This window comes from Tardiphaga sp. (assembly GCF_041424195.1).
Classification (GTDB): domain Bacteria; phylum Pseudomonadota; class Alphaproteobacteria; order Rhizobiales; family Xanthobacteraceae; genus Tardiphaga.
In genome coordinates, this window is the sequence record NZ_JBGMOE010000044.1 from 1 (window position 1) to 23,771 (window position 23,771).

A 23,771-nucleotide genomic window follows, 5' to 3' on the forward strand; every position below is an offset into this window, starting at 1 on the left:
ATTCGCCGATGAACCGGAATCCCTCCAGATTCAATAAATTCGTGAACCGCTCTAGGACCGGTCTTTGGCGCGGCTAGCATAGAGCCCGCGCAGCATGCCGTTCAAACGGCTCGCCAGAACCTGCCAGTTGCGTTGCGCTAGCCATGTGGCCGCATTGGTTTGCATTTCTTTCCTCACGTCGTGATCGCCCAACAATTGCGCGATGCCGCGGTCGATGGCGTCCTGCTCAAATCCATCGAATCGCACGACTGCGGTCCCCAACTCGTCGAAGATGGCCGCGGGCGTGACAACGACCGGAGTGCCGCTGGCCAGCGCAATGCGCACGGCGCCGCTGGCGGATTCCGGGCTCTCATCATAGGGGAGGATCAACAGGTCGCACTCAGTGAGCTGGGCAAGGCTGCTGTTGTCGGTCTGGAATTCCGTCTTCCACTCGATCAGTTCGAACACGCCGAGCGTTTTTGCCAGCGCCTTGCAGTGCGCGATTTCGTCTGTGGATGTCGGCGATTCATACTCGGCGTTGATGAGCCGCAGCCGAATGTTCGGCCATTTCTGTCTGAGGCTGACCAAAGCGTGGATGAGTTTCGGCAGCCCCTTGCCAGGCAGGAAGAAGCCATAGGAGCCGATGACCGGTGCGCTGCTCCCAGTCAGTTGGCGAGCTTCGGAAGCGTTAAGACGCTCCGGCGCGCCATGCGGGAAGTATGTGACGTTGGCGATCAGGCCCCAATCCTTGAGACGATTGAGGTCGGCGATTTGGTGAACGAGAACGCGCGTCGAGCGGCGAAGCGCCGCGATGATCGAATTTCGTTCGTCTTCAGGGAGCTTTGCGAGGGTCGGGACAGAGTGCAGCACGACGACCGTGAGCCGCGTGGCGAGGCGTCTGTCCCGGAGCAGCTTCGCGAGGTCTTGCCATGATATCAGGCCGGGCTGGTGCTGAATGACAAGAACCTCAGGATCGCTGACTGACACGCTGCGCGCCAGACGATCCATGACGCCGCTCTCTTCGAGTATGGTCCATGCGGGAACGGTCTGCGGTCCGGTGGCGCCGTCTTTGATCCGTGTCCGGTCGTCGCTCAGTATCGTGAGCTTGATCGCGTCCGGAGCGGTCTTCTCAATCATTCTGTCGAGCAGGAAGCGCGAATACTCGGCCACGCCGCATTTCACGTCCCAGGTCGATATCCAGCCGACGCGCAGTGCTTTGGAGCGTGTGGAGATGACGTCCACGGCGCCGTTCACCAGACGTTCGACCCAAGGGGCCTGCGCCAGCGAGCGTTTGATATCGGTGGCGGCGCGCCGGGCCTTCTGCCTTGACGCACTGTTGCTGTTGAGACGCTCCCGGTGGATTTCCCGGAAGGCGGCTGTCAGGTCGTCGAGGTCCGGTTCGACCCACAAGGATGAATTGTCGGCGACGTGGCTTGCCGAGCGTGCGAAATGGAATGCCACGAAGCGGCAATTATCCGGTGACGTGAAGTCCACGTGGCCGCCATAGCCGGTGACGATCAAAGGCATGCCCGCCGCCATGGCTTCCGCGGCCGGAAGGTTGAAACCTTCGCCGCGGGTCGGCAGCACCATGGCATCGGCGTCGCGAAACAGCGCGAGCATCTGATCGTCGTTGAAGTCCTGTTCGATCACGGTGATATCCGCGATCTCCGGGTCTTCGCGTCTCAGTCTGGCGACCTGTTCGACGATGTCGTTATGAGAATTGGGGAAGGTCTTGATGACCAGCCGCACCGCGTCTTCCCGGCGAAAAGCTTTCGCATAGGCGGCGATGAGGACATCTGCGCCCTTTCGGGGAAAGCAGGACGACACGTGCAGGAAGGTGAACGGCCGTTCGGCAAGCTTTGCGGATCGCTCGAGGCCGATTTTGCGATAGCCGCTCAAGTCGGGCGCATAGCCGACATCGAGGATCGGACGCCAGACGCCGGAGTCGATCAGCGACTTCGTGACGAATGTAGTTGGAGCCAGGATGGCCTCGAAGTTCTCATTGAGCGTCTGCACGATGGCCGGCGGCAGCAGGGACTCTTCCCAAAACAGCATCGCGAACTTGTGCCCGGGCACGTCCGGCACGTGGATGGGATAATGCTGGCTGATGACGATTTGCGGTTCCGTTGGCGGCTCTTCGCGTGACGCCAGCAATGCGATGATGTTGGCTTGCGCTGGCGACCCACCGCCGAAGTCGGCGACCGAGCCGTTTTCCCAAGGGATGACGCGCTGGTGGCCCGGACGATTAGCTTCCATCGTTGTCGCCATGGAGCGGTTCACGGCGGCGAGGCTGTATGCGCCTTGTACATGGCCGACGAATGTCGTGTGCAGATTGCGGGATATCCCACGCTTCGTATCAGGGTCGAGCGGCAGTCTCGCGCCGGCCACTGCTAGTGCGCGCAGCAGCGCCGGGACATGACGGTCGAGCTCATATCGACTGATGAAAGCGAGCTGGCGTGCGACGACCCGGTCCCGAAAGTCCTGATCTGTTGCGAGTTGCATCAGAGCGTCCGCCACTGCATTGGCAGAGCGTTCCGTCAAAGCAATGGCTGCATCCGCGATCGTATAGGCGATCGCGGAACAGGGCCATGCGATGACCGGCAGGCTGTGCGCCATGGCCTCGATCAGCGGAACGCCGAAGCCCTCGTGGTAGCTCAGGGATACATAGGCGTGCGCCGTGTTGAACCAGCGATGCAGTTCCTCATCGGAGACGGCACCTGTCAGGATAACGTGCTCATCCAGATGATGTTGCGCGGCGCGTCGGCGAATTTCGGCGGGGTAGGCGTCCTTTGTCGAGTCGAAGCGTCCGACGATGACAAGGCGCGATGGCCGGGCATATCGTCGTGCGAATTCCGCGAAGGCGTCGACGAGATCGGCCTGTCCCTTTGACTTCGTCACCCGCCCGACGAAGAGAACCGTAAACGGATCGGCTTCCGTCACGTCCGGTTTGGCAGGAGGCTGCCCGGCGTCACGCGGCCGCAACGTGTCGAGATCGAACAGAAGCGAACTGACCGCGGGGCTCTCGTAGCCGCAACGCTGCAGCTCCAGCATGTTGAACTCGCTGTCCGCAAGCGCGGCCAGCATATGTAGACGCATATCGACCAGTTGCTGTCGGCCTAGTTCGGAATAGGGGATCATCCATGGCACATCGCCGAGAAACTCTGGCGGCGTCACGTTGTGATACATCAGGATCTTGCGGGCATCGAGCGACAGGATGAAGTCGAGAATGCCATGACCCATCGAGTGATGGACAATCAGAACGTAGTCGTCGTGATTGGGCAGGTCGTCCGCCAGAAAAAGCACATCGGACAATCTCGGGTCGCGGTGCTCGACGAAGATTTGGCTCTCATAGCCGAGACCACGCAGAAGACGCTGAACCAGAAACAGCGAGTTCGTCACCGCGTCGCCTACGGCGGATCCGGAATGAAACTGATGCACCGCGCGGATCTGCGTGCGGCCGCCGACATACGGGACGGCTGCCTGCAATGCGCCCGCAGATTTGACCCGCGGATTGACCGGCACCGGTTGCTTCATCAGCCCGGCGCGAACCAGCGCCTTGACCGTAAGGAAACGTGCAAGGCGCGCGCCGCGCTCTGCTGTAGTGCCGCGCCCTGATGCCTTGTTAAGTCGCTGGACAAGGCCGAGCGGAATGCCGGCGCTGATCAGCGCAGCGCCGTAGCGTCGCTGGGCAAGGTTCTGAAAGATGGGTGGGACGCGTCCGAACAACTGAAGATCTCTCAAAGAGCCTTGTCAAAATGTCTGTTGAGGCGGCCAGCCGGACACCGTTTTGGTAGCCATTTGATACCACTGCCGCACTGACGAAGCCAATGCAAGCAAGCCTGAGTAGACGTCGTCAGGCCTCATCCGGAACATTCGCGTCGAGTTCCGCAGTCCAGATCCTGGCCGAGGAATCGCTGGGTGCACGCCAGTCGCCGCGCGGCGATAGTGAGCCGCCTGATGCGACCTTGGGGCCGTTCGGAATAGCCGAGCGCTTGAACTGGCTGATCTGAAAGAACCGGTACACGAAGGTCCGCAGCCACTTCTTGATGATCGCAAGCTCGAAAGCTTTCCTATCCTGGTCCGTCATCCCGGGCGGCCATTCCCCGGCATTGGCGTCTCGCCACGCGTTCCATGAAAGGAATGCGACCTTACTCGGCCGAAATCCAAATCTGGTAAGGTAGTAGAGATTGAAATCCTGCAGGGCGTAGGGGCCGACTATCTGCTCGGTGCTTTGCGCGGGCCGGTCACCGTCTCCAGGCACGAGCTCGGGCGAGATTTCGGTGGCCAGGATCGATCGTAGGATCGCGGACGCGCTGTTGCCGAATTCCTCCCGGTCGGCGACCCAGCGGATCAGATGCTGGATCAATGTTTTCGGGACTGACGCATTGACGTTGTAGTGCGACATGTGATCGCCCACGCCATAGGTGCACCAGCCGAGAGCCAGTTCGGACAGGTCACCGGTGCCGACGACGATGCCGTTGTGAAAGTTGGCGAGGCGGAACAGCAAGGAGGTACGGGCGCCGGCCTGAACGTTCTCGAACGTCACGTCATAATCAGGCAATCCCTTGGAATTTGGATGTGCGATGTCATTCAGCATTTGCCGCGACGCCGGCGTGATGTCGATTTCTTCGGCGCTCACGCCCATGGCTCTCATCAGGGCATGTGCATTGGTCTTCGTGTGTTTGGAAGTCGCAAACCCGGGGAGCGTGTAACAAAGGATATTCTGGCGTGGCAGGCCGAGACGGTCGAACGACCTCGCAGCAACGATCAATGCGTGGGTCGAATCCAGGCCGCCGGAAATTCCCAGCACGACCTTCGTCATCCCGGTCGCGCGGAGGCGCGTGACGAGCCCGTGGACCTGAATATTGAAGGCCTCGTAGCAGCTTTCATCCAGCAGCTTAGCGTCGTCCGGCACGAACGGAAACCGGTTGATGGCTCGGTTCAGGGAGACGCGGTTCTCCACGGGAGGCGCAAGTGCGAATTCGATTTTCCGGAAAGTTGTCACTTTGTCGGACTGTGAGTCCGCACAATCGCCCCACGATCCGACACGCATGCGTTCCTGACGCAGCCGCTCAAGATCGATATCCGCGGTGATGAGTTGGGACTCCTGCGGGAAGCGCTCGGCTTCCGCGAGCTGCTCGCCAAGCTCGAACACAGCTGCCTGTCCATCCCACGCCAGATCGGTGGTGGATTCGCCGGGGCCTGACGCGGAGTAGAGATAGGCGGCAATGCAGCGCGCCGATTGAGAGCGACACAGCATGCGGCGATTGTCGGCCTTGCCGACAGTGATGTTGGAGGCCGAGAGGTTGGCCAGCACGGTGGCACCCGCCAGGGCGCCGAAGGTCGACGGCGGCACTGGTGTCCAGACATCCTCGCAAATCTCGACATGAATCTTGAGATCACGCACATCGCTGGCGGTGAAAATCAGGTCTGAGCCGAAATTGACCTCTTCCCCGGCAAAGGTGACGAGGCGAGGGGTCTGCGGCCAGCCCGGCGCGAAATGGCGCTTTTCGTAAAATTCGCGGTAATTGGGCAAATAGGACTTCGGCACGATGCCGAGCAGGCGACCGCGATGAATGACGAAGGCACAGTTGAAAAGACGCCCTTCAAGCTCGAAGGGGGCCCCGACGATCAGGACCGGCATCAGGTCGCGGCTGCGTTCCATGATCCCGCGGATTTCTGCCGCGGTGGCTTCCAGCAGGGCGTCTTGGTGAAACAGGTCTTCATTGGTATAGGCCGAAATACCCAGTTCCGGGAACAAAGCGAGAGCGCATGATTTCGCATGGGCCTCTTGTGCCAGCCGGAGCGTTTCGGCAGCGTTAGCGGCGGGATCGGCGACCTTCACCTGCGGGATACAGACGGCAACGCGCGCGAAACCGTGATTGTAGATATTGTCGAACATTGATGTGCCTTGTGCTGGGCGGCGGCGTGCCAAGGGCTGGCTGTATCTCTCTACAACATCATCCAGGGCGGTTGGCCAATCCCATATCGGTCACAAATCGCCCGAAGTTCCAGATGGCCCGACGCGAGATAGAGCAGACCCAGATTGCTGGGGATGGCGAGCTGGCCAGTGACGGCCAATTGGCGGAGATCAGGTCCGTTGACGAACAGGGCCTCGACTCCGGGTTCGGTCTGCCGGAATGGTCCGCGGACGAGGGCTGCAAAGCCGTGGAGACGGTTGGTCATTCGGCCGACGTCGGCAAAGCAATCCAGAAGGGCGACTGTTTCCAGAACGACGAGCCCGGTCTCTTCCTCAACTTCCCGGCGAGCGGTCTCGGCGGCGGGTTCATCGCCATCGCGTAGGCCCCCTGGAAACTCAAGCGTCCAGCTATCCACGACCGGCCGATATTGGCGCACAAGCACAACTGAGCCATTTTCGTGCAGGCAGAGCACCTGGACATAGTCCGCCTGACCGATGGCATGATAGACGGATGGTTGCGTGCTGCCCGGCAAGATGGCGGAAACAGCCTCGAGATTGACCCAGGGCGAGATGGCGGTCGTCGTACGCTCTACAATCCGCGCCGCAGGTGTCTCACGATCGTTCGGCAAGACTGGGTCCTTTTTCTAAGAATTTATGCCGATCGACGCGGAGGGCTTGCGAGAAGTCTCGGTCAGGCGCGGGAAGTCATATCTGGTTCAGTTTGACAATCAAGGCAGCGTTGTGAGTAGAAGGAACTGTCTCGGGCGAGATCATCCGTTCGTTAGGAGACCGTACCTGGAACGTCCGAGTTGTGACAGCCTTCGACTTCTGAACGATATACTGTAAAACGGCTGAGAATTTCGGTCCGGGAGCGATTTCTGAATGAATGTACCTTTCTATCGGCACGACCTGACCGCTGATGATGCCGTGGCAGTTGCGAATGTCCTGCAGAGTCCCTTCCTTACATCGGGGAACGTTGGGCGGGACGTCGAGGAACGTCTTTGCGCGTATTTTGGAACCAAACACGCCCTGCTGGTCAATAGCTGGACCAACGGTGCGGCTGCAGTGTTGCTGGCGCTCGACATTGCGCCGGGCGATGAGATCATCGTTCCTGCCCAGACCTTCATCGCCACTGCGAATGTCGCCGAATTGATCGGCGCCAAGGCGGTCTTTGTCGACGTTGATCCGGCGACATTGCTGATGCGGCCGGATCTGGTTCGTGCTGCCGTCACCCGGCGAACGCGCGCGATCATCCCTGTTCATCTGTACGGGCAAATGGTTGATATTGCCGCACTGCAAGAAGTGCTTTCCGATCGCCCGGACATCGTCATTATCGAGGATGCTGCGCACTGTTTCGAGGGCGAACTGAATGGCGAAAAGCCCGGGACGCGCTCCGGCTGCGCCATCTTCTCGTTCTATGCGACCAAGAATGTGACATGCGGCGAGGGCGGCGCGGTCGTGACCAACGACACGGCTCTCTATGAGCGACTGCTGCAGACACGTATGCATGGCATGTCTGCTGGTGCGATCGACCGCTTCAAGCTGGGCGGTTATCGCCACTGGGACATGGAAAAGATCGGCATGAAGGCAAATCTGCCGGATTTGCTGGCCTGCCTCCTCCCGTCGCAGATCGATACGATCGACGCGAGGCTTCCCCGCCGCGATGATCTGTTTGCGGTCTATGAGCGTGCCTTCGCCGATACACCCATCCGGCTGCCGGTCACCATCGGCAACTCACGGCATGCGCGTCATCTGTTTGTCATACATGTCCCGCCGACCATCAGGGACGAGGCCATTCGTGTTTTCGGTGAGAACAGGGTCGGCGTCACGGTGAATTATCGCGCGGTACCAACCGTGACCTACTACAAGAAAAAATATGGCTTTACGCCGGGGAGCTATCCGGTCAGTGAGACGTGGGGCGCCGGCACGATCAGTTTGCCGTTGTTCCCGTCGATGACAGCAGAAGAGCAGGGCCACGTGATCGATACGGTTCGCAGCAAGATCGTGCCGATGATCGAGGCTGCACAGGCCACGGTCGCTCGCTGACGTCGGATGCCTTTAAGATGGCGCCTTTTCGGCGCCGAGAGAAAGAATAGTCGGAGATTACGATGACTGGGGGTACTGGGGTGCAAAAGAGCCGCAAGGTCGTGCTGGTGACGGGAGGCGCCGGGTTCATCGGATCCGCGTTCGTCCGATACATGTATGATCGCTACCCGGACTATCGGATCATCGTGGTCGATGCACTGACTTATGCTGGTTCGATCGATAACCTGCCGGCGGACGTGAATACCGCCGACAATGACCGTTTCGCCTTCTGGTACGGTAACGTTTGCAACGCGGAATTGATGGATACCCTGGTGGGGCAATCGGACATCATCGTCCATTTCGCGGCAGAGACCCACGTTACCCGTTCGATTTACGACAATCTGCTGTTCTTCCAGACTGACGTGATTGGTACGCAAACGATCATGAACGCAGTGCTGAAGCACTCCAAGCGTATCGAGCGGGTCATACATATCTCCACGTCGGAAGTTTATGGCACGGCTGAGCTTCCGGTGATCGACGAGAACCATCCGCTGAATCCGATGAGTCCCTATGCAAGCGCTAAATGCGGCGCCGATCGTCTGGTCTACTCATACTGGGCGACCTACAAGTTGCCGGCCGTCATCGTGCGCCCGTTCAACAATTACGGACCGCGTCAGCATCTCGAAAAGGCGATCCCGCGCTTCGTCACCAACACGTTGACCAAGTCGCCGCTCACCGTCCATGGCGACGGCTCGGCCGCACGCGACTTCGTCTATATGGACGATACGGCCAGCGCGATCGATGTGCTGATGCATGCCCCGGTGACGCAGGTGGCCGGCGAAGTCTTTAACGTCGCCAGCGGTGTCGACCGCGGAATGGGCGATATCGCCGCACAGATCGTTCGCAAGATGGGCGGCGATCCCGGGCTTATCGTTAATATAGGCGATCGCCCTGGACAGGTGTCCAGGCACACTGGCGACGGCACCAAGATGGCCAAGATGTTCGGCTGGAAGCCGTCCGTCGATTGGGACACTGGGCTCGACCGGACGATCGACTGGTTCCGGAGCAACGTTTCCTGGTGGGAAAAGCAGAAGTGGATGCGACAGATTCCGATCAAGACAGCATCTGGCGAGACTGAAATGCATTAACGGGATCAATCGATGCCCCATATTTCCGTTGTCGCCCCCGTATATAACGAGCAAGAAATCACGCTGGCCGCTCTCGCCGACCGGGTGGGGGCGGCGCTCGCCGGGATAACGTCGGACTACGAGATCATCCTGGTCGACGACGGGAGCAGATTGGAGACCTGGACGGCCCTCTGTTCGGTTGCGAGCAAGCATCCACAGGTTAAAGGCCTGCGCTTCTCGCGCAACTTCGGGCAACATCCGGCGATAGCGGCCGGCATCGATCACGCCAGCGGCGAATGGGTGATCGTGATGGATTCTGATTTACAGGATCGACCGGAAGTCATTCCCGACCTCTATCGGAAGGCCCAGGAGGGGTACGATGTTGTCTTCGTTAATCGTCAGGAGCGTCCCGAGACGGCGCTATATCAGTTTTGCGCTGGCGTATTTTACAGGACCCTGAACTTTCTATCAGGACAGAAGTACGAGCGTCGACAGGCCAACTACTCGATTGTGAATAGGAAAGTGGTAGAGGCTTTCCGGGGGGTTCCTGACCGTGATCGGTTTTATGGAGGCACCGTCCGATGGCTGGGTTTCAACAGTACAGCGATCGACGCACTCCACGGGGAGCGCGAATATGGACGTCCGAGCTACAATCTGCTCGGGCGGTTTCGTTTCGCCTTCCGGCTGATCTTTGGCTTCAGTACGCGCCTGCTGTATGTCGCGATCGTCCTGGGCTTGTGTTTTGCCGTCGTCGCGTTTGCTCTCGCGACCGATATTGTTGTCTACAAGATATTGAATCCAACTTTGCCGCTGCCAGGCTGGCCGAGCGTAATGACAGCTGTATTCTTTACTGCTGGCGTCACGAATGTGATGCTCGGGCTCGTCGGGATTTATGTTGGCAATCTTGTCGAGCATACGAAGAATCGTCCCATCTACATCGTCGCGCAAAAGGCAAACGCGAATGACTGACAAGCGCGTCACGATTTGCGCTGTCGGGCTCAAGGGGGCGGTATTTATTGAGAACTTGGTAGCCAGAGGTTTGCGGCCACAGCTGATCATTTCTTATGAGCAGCCTGACGATCACGCTGCGGGTTTTGAAAGAATACGGGCGCTTGCCGAAGAAAATCAGTCCGATTTCGTCAATGACAAGCGGCCGGCCCTTTTGCCGAACGATCTCACGTTTCTCGTGGGGTGGCAGTTTCTTGTGGCCGCGCCTGGGCCTTTCACCATCGTTTTCCACGACTCCCTGCTGCCACGCTATCGTGGGTTTGCGCCGACCGTTACTGCGCTCATCAATGGTGAAGCGCGGATCGGTGTAACGGCGCTGATCCCGAATGCTGGAATCGACGAGGGCGATATTGTCGCCCAAAAAGGAGTCGCGATTTCTTATCCGATGAAGATCGAGCGCGCGCTAGAGATTCAGGCCGCATTAATGGCAGATCTGGCGGTCGACATTCATTCCGATTGGCTCGCTGGACGGTTCTCTTCGCGCGAGCAGGATCACCGGGGAGCGACCTACTGCATCTGGCGAGACAAGCAGGATCACGTCATCGATTGGTCTTGGCCGGCCGAAAGAATTCTTCGTTTCATCCATGCCGTTGGCTATCCGTACTCTGGAGCGCTAACCTACCTTGACCGAGCCGAACTCCTCGTCGACGACGCAACGATGATTGACGATCTCCAGTTTGAAGATCGTCATTGCGGGAAGATCTGGCAGCTTGATGCAGGTCGCCCGGTTGTCATATGCGGAAGCGGTCTGTTGAGGCTCGACGCGGTTCGAAAGGACGGCGAAGTCTATCGGTTCGACAGGTTGAGGCAGCGGTTGGGTTAGGGGAAGTTTCTCTCGCCGCCTGTTGTTGTCGATCTTCATTCTTGGTCCATGCCGTTTGAGGGGCTCCGTGGAAATTCGATCAGACGAACTCTTACGCAGAATTGGGCGGGATATTAGGAACGTGCGCCCAAACTTCTGGACAACCGGTGAAATTGCGCCTGTTTCCTATCCCGGAGAGGCGCATGCTGCACTGGCCAAGGTGGAGGAAGCCTCCTTCTGGTTCAGGCATCGGAACAAGGTAATTGGTAGCGCTGTCGAGCGGTTCTCCAAAGGGAAGACGGTTTTTGAACTCGGCGGGGGCAATGGATTTGTGTCACTCGGCCTCGAAAGGAGAGGGATCCAGACCGTCGTCGTAGAACCTGGGATTGACGGCGCAAACGTCGCAGCGATGCGCGGACTCACAGTTGTGCATGCGGCTTTCACGCCTGATCTGTTTGCTGCAGGGAGCCTTCCTGCAGTCGGTCTATTCGACGTCATTGAGCATATTGCGGATGACCGAGAATTTCTCGCCGGCTGTGCCGCAGCGATGGAGCCCGGTGGCTACATATATATAGCAGTTCCGGCGCACCAGTTCCTTTGGTCTGCCGACGACGAATACGCAGGGCATTACCGGCGCTACGGGCGCAGTCAACTAATCGAAATTCTTAGATCAGCTGGCTTTGATGTACTGCAGGCAACTGCCTTTTTTACCCTCCTCGTGCCACCGCTTTTCGCGCTGCGCACGATACCGAGCAAATTCAAATGGAGAAGCGTGGCATCGACCGATGACGCATTTGATCACCATACCGAGGGCTTTGGCGCTCGCATGATTGAAAAAATGCTCGGCCTTGAATTGCCGATTATCCTGCGAGGCGGGGTTTTACCTTTTGGAACGAGTTTTCTTGCAATCGGAAAAAAGGCGTCGAGATGAGTATTGTGCCTCGGCCGCGATGGCGTTCCTTTGCGAAGACGATTGCGTCTGACGATCGAACGGCTATTCAGGCGGCGCGTTTTCTTCTTACTGGTCTGAAAAGCAATTTTCTCTATTTCATTATTTACTTGATTCTGACGGCGCTAGACGTGGAACCTTTGGTCGCTGTCACGTTAGTGTTTGTGCTTGGTCTGATTTACACATTCTGGTTCAGTAAGAATCTGGTTTTTCGAAACCGTCAGGGCTCGCCGAAGCAGTTCGCTCGATACTCCCTCGTCTATGTCTTAGCTTGGCTTCTAAACTTACTATTGCTGGACACTGCGACCAAGAAGTTTGGCGTTGACCATCGTGCGGCTCAATTCTTGATTGCGATGGCGATCACTGCACCTCTATTCCTCGCACAGAGATTCTTTGTCTTCGCTAGCAGAGGCGATAACCCCGCGTCTGACGTAAATAATGTTGATACAAGGGGATCCAGTTAAATCTCCAGTGTCCGGAATCACTACAGCCAAAAGATGACGGCTGCAGCGAGGAACGGCGCTCATGAAGTTTCTGACATTGCGGTCGAAGCGGGTGGCGATGCATCGCCAGTCCTTGAAACGGCAGAACATGCGCTCGATGACGTTGCGTTGCTTGTAGATCGCACGGTCGTAATTGTATTGGATCTTGCGGGCGGAATGGCGGGCTCGGTGCCATACTCGACCAACCCCTCGCGCAGGGCCTGGCTGTCATATCCCTTGTCACCGACGGGTTCGGTAGGCGGCGGCATCCCTTGATTAAGCTGCTGTGGTTCAGTAGACGCCTAAGCACTGCCACAGCGGCCCATCACCGGATGCTTACCCATCTCACCCCCTCTTCAATGAGGTAGCGAATCATGCTCGGGCCGGCATGGGAATCCAACTATTGGTTCTGAAACTAATCTATGTTACGAGCTGTCATGAAGAAGTAAGTGTAGGGAGGAAACACTCTATGCACGACGTCTCCGGTGGCACGCTCGAAGCTACTTCGCGCCAGAGAAAGATAGCCATCAGGATCACGAACGTGACGTCCTCGATCTATGCTAATTAGAAACTTGGCGATCAAGTTTTGCTTATCAACAAAAACGTTGTCTAGAGTGACGATGCGGCCGCCGGGCTTAAGCGTAGTGCTAAGAAGGGCGAACAGCTCTTTCGCTTCAGAATCATTCATATGATGCAGTACCGCGGAAACGATCGCTATATCGATAGTATTTTCCAAATCTCGAGCTTGGCGTGGTCCGAATAAGCCAACGTTGAAAACACCCCTGTCGCCATAGTCGCGACGGGCTTGGCTAACGTAATGTGGATTGGGTTCCCATCCGATATACTTTACTGGCGGAAGGTGCGCCAACAGGTGAGCCGGGCCGCACCCTATATCGAGAACGACATCTCCTGGCGCAGCGCAAATGTAGTCACGCGCAAACTGAGCGCGGATTTCGTCCACCCTCATTATACGTTGAACCGTGTCGTAAACCGGGGCGTATTTGAGCAGCGAGAAAAGTCCCTTTTTACGTTCAGCCATACCTGTTCCCCATTAAGCCAAAGTAGATGCATTCTATGTTAGAGCGACGGCCTATGAAATGCGCCCTTACATCGCAATCCTAGATATTTGAGGTGTCCAAAAAAACCGAAGTGAAGCCGCATAGATATGAGCTGCTGCCGGTTCGGTGGACGCGATGTTAGGCTAATCTTGCGCTCGAACTCAACAGGGCTGAGGTATCCGATCGTCGAATGGCGCCGGACGGCGTTGTAGAACCGCTTTCGAACGCATCTGCCTTGGCCTCGTTCCTGGTGCGATAGTTTTTGCGTTCTGTGAGCTCGGGCTTCAGGGACGAAAAGAAGCCCTCCATCGCCGCGTTGTCCCAGACATTGCCGGACCGGCTCATGCTGCAGATGATGCCGCTGTCGGCCATCAAACGCTGGAACCGATCGCGGGCATATTAGCTGCCCCGATCCGAGTGATGCATCAGGACGTCCGGCTTGCCGCGCCGCCAGACCGCCATCAACAGAGCGTCAGCAACCAATTGCGCGGTCATGCCGGCGCTGATCGACCAGCCGACCACGGGGCGCGAGTACAGGTCGATCATCGCCGAGACATAGAGCCTGCCCTTGGCGGTCCAGATATAGGTGAAGTCGGCGATCCACCTCTGGTTTGGCTGCGCGGCGGCGAACTGCCGGTCCAGTAGATTGAGCGGCACGTTCGCGATCTCGCGATCACCGTCGTCCTTCGGCAGCCGCCGGCGTCGTGGCCGCGCCCGCAAGGCCTGCAGGCGCATCAGTCGCTCGATCCGGTGCAAGCCGCAATCAATGCCTTCGGCAAGAAGATCGCGCCAGACGCGCCGGGCGCCGTAAGTCCGGTCGCTGGCGAGGAAGCTTGCTTTTACCTGCCGGCCGACCGCATCGTCGCTGCAGGATCTGGCACTGGGGGATCGGTTCAGCCAAGCATGGAATCCTGACCGCGATACGTTCATTGCTTCGCATAGCCATGCCACCGGCCAGATGCTCCGGTGCTTCGCGATGAAGACGAACTTCATGTCGCTTCCCTCGCGAAGAAGGCCGCGGCCTTTTTTAGGATATCCCGCTCGGCCTTCGGCTTGGCGACCTCGCGTCGCAGCCGCTCGATCTCCAACTGTTCGGGCTTCATCTGGCCATGGCCGGGAAAGGCCTGCACCGGGTCAGAGCCAAACTCCTTCACCCATTTGCGCGATACATTCTCATGAACGTCCAAGTCCCGGCCGGCTTGCGCCACCGACACCCCGCGCTCCCGAACAAGCCTGACCGCCTCGACCTTGAACTCTCGACTGAACCTTCGTCTCCGGAAGACTCGCCTCCGGCTTTATGAAACACCCAAACTTGGGGTCCATCAAACCGGCAGCAGCTCAGTACGGGCATCACTCGACGGAGGTAAATTCCCGCAGTTGCGAGATCAGTGGCGCTCTAAGGAGCACGGACCTTGGCCAGTGCGATGTAATAACCTTCTGCTGCATCAGCAAAATGTGCGCGAACGACGCTAGTTGGGTGGGCTGGAAGTGTGCGAAGAGCGGCCAAGCCTGCGTCAATCTCGCCTTCACTACGTGCGATAAGCGCAACGTACTCTTTCTTGCCAACTCGCTCGCGGAAGGCGGGGTCGATCTCCGGCATCGCTAGGCCCCTATAGCTGTGCAATCTGGTGTATCCCCAAAGGAATATGGACTGAACTGCGTTCAGTGTGTGATCGCTTGGCTTGTCGCCGTACCAGAATCCAATGGGCGCCTGAGCAGGAACATGCGTGTTAACAAATTTCTGCAAGAATATTGCCCCTTGATAAACGCCGCGCTCCGTTGCGCCTTGGGTACCGCGGTTTGGCCAAATCGCATAATGGTAGGCCGTGCCAGGCTGCCACTGTACAATCCCGTAAGTCGTTACGCACAGCATAACTAACGCTACCGGAGCAGTTAGACTGCTTGCTTTAATTCGTGACAGCGCCAAGGCACCTACGCAGAAGGTTATCCAACCAACAAGCCATGCCCAGCCGCTAAACGGAAGTTGAACGTCGATGCGATCTCTGGCTAACCAAAGAGCGATCAAGAGTGAGCAGGTTAGTCCGGTGGCAAGCATAATATGTCGTGGAAACTGAGCAGAAGCGATGCCGGCGACGAAGATGAGCACGAGCACGCAACTTGGCAGGAAATACACTTCGTAAAAGAAAAGAGAAACCAGTCCGTGCTTGAAAATGTAGTGGAAGATGAACGTCGCGGCGAGCATGACGCAGACGTATAGGACCGCTGCGCCTGCAAATCGACGTTGTGAATCTCGAAGTGAGCGCGCATGAATCATCAAAACGTATGCGCCGGTGACTGCAAAGATCATCGGAATTAAGAATATAAGCAGTCCCTCATTGATAATTTGCGACATCGGCTTGAACCATGCCGCCGCCGCTCCGCCGAGCAATGAATTGGCCGTTCCAATGGAGGCTGCCTCTAGGAAGGTCGAATAACTTCCAATCGTCGCTGAAAAGGCCGCTTGAAGTATGGCGTAGCCAACGAGAAAGCCGAGAAGGGCGCTTGCGATAAGCAGCAACTTCGTTCGCAGCAAGTCGTGGTAGTTCAGCAAGAACCAGCTGGGTACAAATGCCCCAATAACTACGAGCAGATGTAAATTGCAGTTGGCGGCAAATGAAAATGTTAGTCCGGCCGCAAAGTGCCCGGATTTTCGTCGTTGAGTAGGAGTGAGTAGGAACGCTAGTCCAATTATTGTATAGACCGTCGCGAAACCGTCGCAATACATCCATGAAATGGAACGCAAAAGCCACGGAATTAAGCAGAGCCATGAGATAATGACGATGCCAGCCTTCAGGCCAAAAAAACGTCGGGCGATCTGAAGGGCGGAAAAAGCAGCCAGCGTGAGTAGCGCGATCCGACATAGAAAAGGACCAGCTGTTTGTCCAAATAGCTTAATGAACGCGGCGTCTACGAAAATAAAGGCTACTCGCGACGAGTAGTATGTTTGCCCAAATCTTTGATAGGTTCCAAAGTAATCATTTATGTATGCGGTGTAGACATATGGATCGATGAAGTCAGATTGCAGCAAAGTGACAGATGCGCTCGATAGCATCAGCACAGAAAATGCCAGGCATAGGGAGATTGGAAGAAGCCTGAGAACGAGAGCGCGGCCAAAGTATTGCCGCAGAAACGACGTCATATGGAAATCCATCTTCCTCTGTCTGCTCCGTAGTAAGCTTCTTCAAACTCGTAGAGGAACGTTCGCGCTGTTACGCATGCGCGACTGTGTTGTTCAAGAGCTCCAAGCGATAGTGCTGGCCTAGTTGGAAAGCGCGGGGCAACAGAGCTGAAGAGATTTGTCAGTCGCCAACTGCGCGTCGTCTATGAAGCTCTCCAAGAGACTAGGCGCCGCTTGCGGAGATAGTCTTGGGTGTCGAGTGGTTGCATTAGCGTGACCGTCACGCATCTTACTTGTTACTTGTCTAATGGTCACGCTAATGGTGCCTAACTCAGTTAGCTGACGAAAAGTCGGCTGGACTTTTCGGCCTTTCCGGTCATTTGATCACGGATCCACGCATAGGTTTTCTCCATCCCGTCGTAAAGACGTGTGGATGGCTCCCAGCTCAACTCCTTTAAAATGAGCGCGTTGTCGCTATTTCGGCCTCGCACGCCTTTCGGCGCGTCGAGCTTGTATTTGCGGATCAGTTTGGCGCCAGCAATTTGCTCAACGGCTGATACAAGTTGATTGATCGTAACGAGTTCGCTGGAGCCGAGATTGATTGGATAGTGAATATCGCTTTCCAGAATGCTTTTCGTTCCTGCCACACAGTCATCAATATACATGAAGCTGCGAGTTTGTTCGCCATCGCCCCAAATCTCAATTTCGTTGGTCCCGGCGAGTTGTGCCTGAATAACCTTGCGGCAGATGGCAGCCGGCGCCTTTTCGCGTCCGCCGTCGTAGGTGCCCCACGGGCCGTAAACATTATGATAGCGGGCCACACGAGTTTCGAGACCAAAGTCCTCCGTAAAATGGCGTGCCATGCGCTCAGAGAACAATTTCTCCCAACCATAACCGTCTTCGGGCATGGCGGGATAAGCGTCGTCCTCCCGAAGCGCGGTCACATCGGCATTGGTTTGCTTATCAGCGTTGTACACGCAGGCCGAAGAGGCGTAAAATAAGCGTTGGACGCCGGCATCGCGGGCCGCGACGAGCATATGGGTAGACGTGAGAACGGACAACATGCAGAGCGCCTTGTTGTTCTCGATAAATCCCATGCCGCCCATATCGGCGGCAAGATTGAAAATGGTGCGAGCGCCTTTCGCAGCAATCCGACATGGTTCAAGCAGGCTAACGTCAAGTACGAGGTTCTCGACGTCATCGAAACGCTGATACCATTGGTCAAGAGGTTTCCGATCGACTGCACGGATTTTCTCAAAGCCTCTGTTTCGTAAGTCTGCGACTAAGTGGCCGCCAATGAAGCCACCTGCGCCCGTGACGAGGACTGGTTCGGAAGTATTGAGACTGTATTTAGCCATATTGATCCCTTGGGGTGGCTGAGCCACTTCGCGCGCTGCTAGGCGGCGGGAAATTATGCCATCGGGTCAACAATTGCCATCTTTATTCATCGATCTTTTCTCGACCGGGAGCGCCTTTTGTAAGAATTTCGAGCATGGTTTCTTGCGGACAACTTGCCTTGAACCGAGGCAGTCGTTAAGAGGAGCGCTATCAGGCATGCACTCTGGAACCGGTGCCTTCCGGTCAGGTATTAGGGGTTGAAGATCCATGCAGCGGGACGTTGCGGCGCAGCCGACCACAGATGATGTGCAGGAATACTGGAACCGTAGGCCCTGCAATATTCGCCACTCTCCTAAGGAGTTGGGGTCTCGCGAATACTTCGATGAGGTTGAGCAGAGGAAGTATTTCGTCGAACCACATATTCCTAGTTTCGCTCAGTTTGACCGCTGGAAGGGAAAACGAGTTTTGGAGGTTGGTTGCGGTATTGGAACCGATGCTGCAAATTTTGCACGAGCCGGTGCCGATTATACGGGCGTAGAGCTGTCTGAGAAAAGTCTGGAGATTGCCAGGCAGCGATTCGATGTCTTGGGGTTGAATGGTCATTTTGTTGCGTGTAACGCCGAGGAGTTGGCGTCCCATGTTCAGGGACCTTTTGATCTAGTTTACTCCTTCGGTGTCATACATCACACGCCCGATCAACGGGCGGTTGTCGAACAGATTCGCCGCGTGATCAGTTCTGATGGCGAATTCCGGATGATGCTCTACGCAACCAACTCGTGGAAGACTGCGATGATCGAAGCCGGTTTCGATCAACCAGAGGCCCAGTCGGGATGTCCGATTGCGACCACATACACGGAAGAGACTGTGCGGGAACTTACGCAGGGCTTGTTCGATGTTCTTGAGGTTCGTCAAGCTCATATTTTTCCGTACATCGTCGAGAAGTATGTTCGCTACGAATATGAAGTCCAACCTTGGTTCGCGGCGATGTCACCAGAGATGTTCGCCGCGCTTGAGCGTCGTTTTGGGTGGCACATGCTGATTTCGGCTCGTCCAGTCTGAAAGTCAGTGTGATTAAGTACCTGGTATAAGGGCTGCTGAGCTTAAACGGTCTTGCCCGGTTATCCATTTTGAACGCGCCGCATGATCTGTGCTGGCGCGTTTCCTTTGCAGTGTGGTCCATATGATCTCCATCATTCTCTATGGTCGAAACGACTCTTACGGCTACAACCTGCACAAACGGGCGGCGCTAAGCTTTAACTGCATGGCCGAATTGCTTGCCGACGAGAGTGATGAGATCATTTTCGTTGACTACAACACGCCGGATGATTTTCCGACATTCCCGGAGGCCATTGCAGACACACTTACGGCGCGAGCTCGCCAGAAATTGCGCATACTTAGAGCGCGGCCTCCTGTTCACGAAAGATACCGGGGTAAAACGCGACTGCAGGCTATTGAACCTATCTCGCGCAACATCGCTGTCCGCCGCTCGAATCCTGCGAACCGTTGGATACTATCTACGAATACGGACATGATATTTGTGCCCCGGGACGGCGCAACATCGTTATCAGAAATGGTTCGTGATTTGCCGTCGGGATTTTATCACGCGCCTAGACTCGAAATTCCAGAGACGCTTTGGGAAGGACTTGATCGCAAGGCGCCAATGATTGCCATTGATACTATAAAAAATTGGGGGCGCACGCTGCATCTGGACGAAATCGTTCTAGGCAATGAAACCATCTTGTACGACGGTCCCGGAGACTTTCAACTCATTGAACGGAAGGATCTATTTCAGTACGACGGCTTCGACGAAGAAATGATTCTTGGCTGGCATGTGGATTCAAACATCGCCAAGCGAATGTCTCTAGTTTACGGCCAAGTAGGCGATCTGGGAAGTCGTGTATTCGGTTATCATTGCGACCACACGCGTCAGATTACACCCGCCCATAGTCATTCCCGCACACAGAATGATTGGCTGCGTTTCGTTGATAATGTTGAACGCCCAGAGGTCCCGCGGCAAGCGGCAGTGTGGGGCTGTGCTGCCGATGAAATCGAAGAAATTCGCTTGGCTGATGATCCGATGGGGCGCTACGTAAACGCACTCAGTCAAGCCGTTGGCGCTCCACTGGAGAAGCCGCCAATAGTTAGGTACACGCCGGATTCATACGGATCAGTTGACTATGATCCGAAACACGTTCTGGCCTTCTTGTTGGATATCTTCGTCACAGCTAACACTAGCCAAACAAAGGTCGGTTGGAGCGGGGTTAGAAGAGAAACCTTGGAGATGTTTAGCCAGGTGTGGGCGAGCTTGGGCTTCGTACATCCAATTCTGGTTGATCAATGTTGCTTTGATGTCGGTGAGTTCGACGGAGTCACGAACGTTCTCCCTGTTGATCGAGCTGAGCTCTTCGAGCGAGCTGATGCGTTTGTTTTTGACTTTGGAGCGCCTGAGCTCGGAGCTCAATTGAGCCCGAAATTGAAAGGGGTGCTGACGTATTGCTTTCTTGACGCAATTGGAGCTGAACGTGCGAGCATGGCGAGCGGAAAGGCTCCGCGACGCGTTGTTTCACTGAACGCGATTCACACGCCCTATGAATCTCTTGTGGCAGCCAACGTGGCGGCCGGCTTGACCCCGTTCGCGACCAGAATGCGTCATGGTTTCGTCCTGCCTGACGTTGCGGGACCGCAGGATTGGACCGATCTGCTCCGTCGCACCGATGCGGCCGTTCTCGATGGCAAGGTTATTCGCGTCAAGCCAGATGCGACCGGCATGATCTGTTTTGGTCCGTACAGGCATCTTTCAGCGGGCTGCTACCGCCTTGTTTTCGAGATAGCGGGGATCGTGCCGGGAGTTATACCGTCGCATGCCCCGGTCGGTTTCATCCAACTGGTCGGCAGCGAGTACAATTTCGGCTATGCGCCGATCCGGTTCGAGGATCTCGTCGCAGGAAAGGTGACGATCGAGCTCGAAGTCGACAAGATGTTACTCAGCCAATCGGCGAGCCTGTTGCAAACCCGCGTTGTCTGCTCCCGTACCGTGGGTCTATCGATCTCGTCTTTGACCTGTGAAAAGGTAGACAAGCTTTCGCCCGAACGGCGCCTGTCGCTGCAGGGGGGCTCCGACTGGCTGGCAGCATTCCGGCTCGGAGCGGCAGGTCGCTGGCAGAGCGATCTCAGCGTTGCAATCGCGGGCGGTGCCAAGGACCTGCTTCCGGATGCAGCTCGCTTTCTTGTCGCTGCAGCGCGCGCGAAGTCAAACAAGCGCGATGCGGCCTATGCTGCGCGCAATCTTCTGGCCACGGCGCAAACCTTGATGGCCGGTCCTCGCTCGCTCGTCGGCAACGGACCGCAGGCTTTGCTCATGGCAGGGCGTTACGAATTGCGGATACTGCTGGAAACTGAAGCGCCGGACGATCAGCCTTGCTTATTCGTCGGCCTTCATTCGAAGGGGCGCTTTCGGCGTGCCGACACCATTTCCGGCGGACAGGCCCGTGCGGGCGATATCGTCCGAGAGTTCGAGGTTCATGCCGATGAATCGCCGGACGGTGAGATGCCTGTCGATATTTTCATCCATGCGCTTGGCTATCGCGGGCGGATCAAGAGCTTCCGGATTAGGCGGACCGGCGAAGTGCTTGATGAAACGCCTTGGGTCGATCAGTTCGCCGGCGACTTTAACTGGTTGATGGGCGCTTCCACAGCCGATGTCAGACTGCTCAACGACGCTCCGTTGAGCCGTTTATTGGGGCGATGGACTGCCAAAGGTGAACTCGCGGTGCGGGCAGGTGAGCGCGGGCAGATCGCGGTTTGCGGTCGGCGTGTGCTTACCGCCGGACGTTATGAGGCGAGTGTGCAGTACAAGACGACGGCGGCGGACAAACCGTTCCTGTTCGTGGTTGTTCACTCGGACGGCTTCGTTCGCGGAACCAGCTATGTCGGCGGGCGCGGCCAAGAGACGGAGAGCCGGTTCCATTTTGAAGTTCACGCGGATGAAGTGCCATCCGGACTGCCTGTGGAAGTCAGTTTGAGGGCAGTCGGCGGAGCGCCCGGAACTGTTCGGTCTGTCAAGGTCACACGTATCGGCGATGCGACTCAAGTCGGCTCGTGGGTTGATTTTGTCGACCAGCACTCCAGCTGGCTACCGCTTCTGGCGAGCGGTCCGGCAGCGAAGTGGAACGGCGCGTCTGTGACCGCCGCGGGAGAAGGCGATAACAACGTCGTGCATGGTCCGTATCTGGCATTGCCGCCCGGCGCGTATACGGCAGTGTTTGAACTCGCTACCGAGAGGGGCGGCAAACAGGTCGGCTCGCTCGATGTTGTGGCAGACGGGAAGGTCATCGGCGAGATGGCGATCCACGCGTCGGGGAGCACCGAGACGTTCTCGATTCCATTCGATATCGCGGATGGAATGGGGAAGGATATCGAGACGAGAGTTTGGAGCAAGGGAGCGGGGGATTTCCGCGTGCTCGGCGTAAAGGTCGAAAAGGCGTAATCTAGCGGCTTTTGCGCTCGCTCAGGACGATGAAGCGAGCGTTACGATATTGAAAAGGCGGATCGGCCGATGCCGATCCGCCTCTTTTGTCAGCGCGCGCCGTAGCCCATCCGGGCCAGCTTGGTGCCTTCCGGCACGTCGTCGGCACTGATGACCCGCCAGGGATCGATAATGACCTTCGGCTTCGCGCCAGCCTCAAACAGGCTCTTGCCCTTGAAATGCGGCCAAGGAGTCGTGATGACGATGATGTCTGCCGATACGGCGTCGGCGAGATCGTTAGCAAACAGAACCTTGTCGGTCAGCACGACCTCAGCTCCTGGCATAGCCAGCGGATCGTAGACGGTGACGACATAGCCGGCCGCGCTCAGCCGATCGGCCAGTGCAACGCCCTGGCTCTCTTCGACCACGGGCGTCTCAGGCTTGTATGAGAGCCCAAGCACGGCGACGCGAGTCGGCGGTTCGGCATGGGCCTGCACCGCGCCGATCAGACGTTCGATCTGGTGGTCGTTGATCTTGTCTGTGGCCTCGGCAAGGTCGCAGCGCACACCGATCATGCGCCCCAGCGCCGCGAACGCCTTGTTGTCGCGCGGGAAGCACGGGCCGCCATAGCCGATCGCGCCCTTGATATATTTCGAACCGACGCGGGTGTCCGATCCGACAGCCGTTGAGACGACGTCGACATCGGCGCCCGGAAGCTTGTCACACATCTCCGCCAGCATGTTGGCATAGGAGATCTTGGTGGTGACGTAGGTGTTCACCGAGATCTTCGTCAGTTCCGCATTGACGAAGCTCATGCGGCGAATGATCGGCTCGTTATCGCATGACTTCTTGTAGATGTTTTCCAGGAACTCGCCGGTTGCCGTATCGGACTCGCCGATCAGGATAAAATCCGGGCGGAGCATGTCGCGGACGACGGTGCCGAGCGCGATGAACTCCGGATTGTAAGCGAGACCGAGCTGTGGGCCGACAGTACGCCCGGAAGCCTCCTCGAGTTCCTTGCGAAGCTCGCCGCCCGTCGAACCCGGCATGACGGTCGAGGTCACGACCACTACATGACGGTCTCTCTTGGACCGCAGCGCTTCGCCGATCGAACGGATCGCGGCGATCATGAACTTGTTCGAGAACAGCTTGTCGTTGCCACTCGGGGTCGGGACGATGATGAAGGTAACATCGGACTGCTGCACCACCTCGTCCCACGAATGGGTTGCGCGGAGACGGGAGCGACCCTTGTCGATATATTCCTGCAACTGCGGCTCGTCGACCGGCGCCTTACCCTGATTGATGGCAGAGACAAGCTTATCGTTCAGATCGAGCCCGATCACGTCGAAGCCCTTTGCAGCCATGACGGCCGCCATGGGTGACCCGAGCTTGCCGAGGCCGATAATGGAGATACGCGGAGACGAGGTCACAGAGTTCATTTGAATCTCATCAAAGCTCATCTCGCGAGGCTCTAACAGTTTGCGAGACGACGGGTGGAAG

15 protein-coding genes and 1 pseudogene are annotated in these 23,771 nt (G+C 57.1%); 8 read left to right on the forward strand and 8 right to left on the reverse strand.

Annotated elements, in window-relative coordinates; all coding sequences use genetic code 11:
- Window positions 1–51: 51 nt before the first annotated feature.
- From ACEK02_RS06090 to ACEK02_RS06100, 3 genes are all read right to left on the reverse strand, one after another.
- The gene (locus ACEK02_RS06090; RefSeq protein WP_371420906.1) at window positions 52–3,705 is read right to left on the reverse strand and encodes a glycosyltransferase; all 3,654 of its coding nucleotides are present in this window, start codon (window positions 3,703–3,705) and stop codon (window positions 52–54) included.
- Window positions 3,706–3,832: 127 nt separating this feature from the next.
- On the reverse strand, window positions 3,833–5,881 hold the full coding sequence (locus ACEK02_RS06095; protein WP_371420907.1) for an NAD(+) synthase: 2,049 nt from the start codon (window positions 5,879–5,881) through the stop codon (window positions 3,833–3,835).
- A gap of 50 nt (window positions 5,882–5,931) precedes the next feature.
- Entirely contained in the window at window positions 5,932–6,528 is a 597-nt protein-coding gene (locus tag ACEK02_RS06100; RefSeq protein WP_371420908.1) for an NUDIX hydrolase, read from the reverse strand.
- Window positions 6,529–6,781: 253 nt separating this feature from the next.
- Here ACEK02_RS06100 and ACEK02_RS06105 point away from each other — a divergent pair, with 253 nt between their 5' ends.
- The 6 genes from ACEK02_RS06105 (at window position 6,782) to ACEK02_RS06130 (ending at window position 12,274) form a co-directional block, all read left to right on the forward strand.
- The gene (locus ACEK02_RS06105; protein WP_371420909.1) at window positions 6,782–7,945 is read left to right on the forward strand and encodes a DegT/DnrJ/EryC1/StrS family aminotransferase; all 1,164 of its coding nucleotides are present in this window, start codon (window positions 6,782–6,784) and stop codon (window positions 7,943–7,945) included.
- Window positions 7,946–8,007: 62 nt separating this feature from the next.
- Window positions 8,008–9,072, forward strand: coding sequence for a dTDP-glucose 4,6-dehydratase (locus ACEK02_RS06110; RefSeq protein WP_371420910.1), 1,065 nt, complete (start codon window positions 8,008–8,010; stop codon window positions 9,070–9,072).
- A gap of 12 nt (window positions 9,073–9,084) precedes the next feature.
- Complete coding sequence (locus ACEK02_RS06115) at window positions 9,085–10,020, forward strand: glycosyltransferase family 2 protein (protein WP_371420911.1); 936 nt, start codon at window positions 9,085–9,087, stop codon at window positions 10,018–10,020.
- Window positions 10,013–10,882, forward strand: a complete 870-nt coding sequence (locus ACEK02_RS06120; RefSeq protein WP_371420912.1) for a formyltransferase family protein — start codon at window positions 10,013–10,015, stop codon at window positions 10,880–10,882. The genes ACEK02_RS06115 and ACEK02_RS06120 overlap by 8 nt, the downstream gene beginning before the upstream one ends.
- A gap of 121 nt (window positions 10,883–11,003) precedes the next feature.
- Entirely contained in the window at window positions 11,004–11,792 is a 789-nt protein-coding gene (locus ACEK02_RS06125) for a class I SAM-dependent methyltransferase (protein WP_371420913.1), read from the forward strand.
- A complete protein-coding gene (locus tag ACEK02_RS06130) occupies window positions 11,789–12,274 on the forward strand; it encodes a GtrA family protein (RefSeq protein ID WP_371420914.1) in 486 nt (161 codons plus the stop codon). Before ACEK02_RS06125 ends, ACEK02_RS06130 begins: the two co-directional genes overlap by 4 nt.
- 433 nt (window positions 12,275–12,707) lie before the next feature.
- Here ACEK02_RS06130 and ACEK02_RS06135 read toward each other — a convergent pair whose 3' ends face one another.
- The 4 genes and pseudogenes from ACEK02_RS06135 to ACEK02_RS06150 form a co-directional block, all read right to left on the reverse strand.
- The gene (locus tag ACEK02_RS06135) at window positions 12,708–13,331 is read right to left on the reverse strand and encodes a class I SAM-dependent methyltransferase (protein ID WP_371420915.1); all 624 of its coding nucleotides are present in this window, start codon (window positions 13,329–13,331) and stop codon (window positions 12,708–12,710) included.
- Between the two features lie 158 nt (window positions 13,332–13,489).
- Window positions 13,490–14,627, reverse strand: a pseudogene (locus tag ACEK02_RS06140) (IS3 family transposase); the annotation flags it as partial.
- Between the two features lie 119 nt (window positions 14,628–14,746).
- Entirely contained in the window at window positions 14,747–16,489 is a 1,743-nt protein-coding gene (locus tag ACEK02_RS06145; RefSeq protein ID WP_371420916.1) for a hypothetical protein, read from the reverse strand.
- A gap of 314 nt (window positions 16,490–16,803) precedes the next feature.
- A complete protein-coding gene (locus tag ACEK02_RS06150) occupies window positions 16,804–17,826 on the reverse strand; it encodes an NAD-dependent epimerase/dehydratase family protein (protein WP_371420917.1) in 1,023 nt (340 codons plus the stop codon).
- A gap of 247 nt (window positions 17,827–18,073) precedes the next feature.
- On the opposite strand from ACEK02_RS06150, the gene ACEK02_RS06155 reads away from it, so the two are divergent.
- Complete coding sequence (locus tag ACEK02_RS06155; RefSeq protein WP_371420918.1) at window positions 18,074–18,865, forward strand: class I SAM-dependent methyltransferase; 792 nt, start codon at window positions 18,074–18,076, stop codon at window positions 18,863–18,865.
- Window positions 18,866–18,986: 121 nt separating this feature from the next.
- A complete protein-coding gene (locus tag ACEK02_RS06160; RefSeq protein WP_371420919.1) occupies window positions 18,987–22,292 on the forward strand; it encodes a hypothetical protein in 3,306 nt (1,101 codons plus the stop codon).
- Window positions 22,293–22,381: 89 nt separating this feature from the next.
- Here ACEK02_RS06160 and ACEK02_RS06165 read toward each other — a convergent pair whose 3' ends face one another.
- Entirely contained in the window at window positions 22,382–23,710 is a 1,329-nt protein-coding gene (locus tag ACEK02_RS06165; RefSeq protein ID WP_371420920.1) for a UDP-glucose/GDP-mannose dehydrogenase family protein, read from the reverse strand.
- Window positions 23,711–23,771 lie beyond the last annotated feature (61 nt).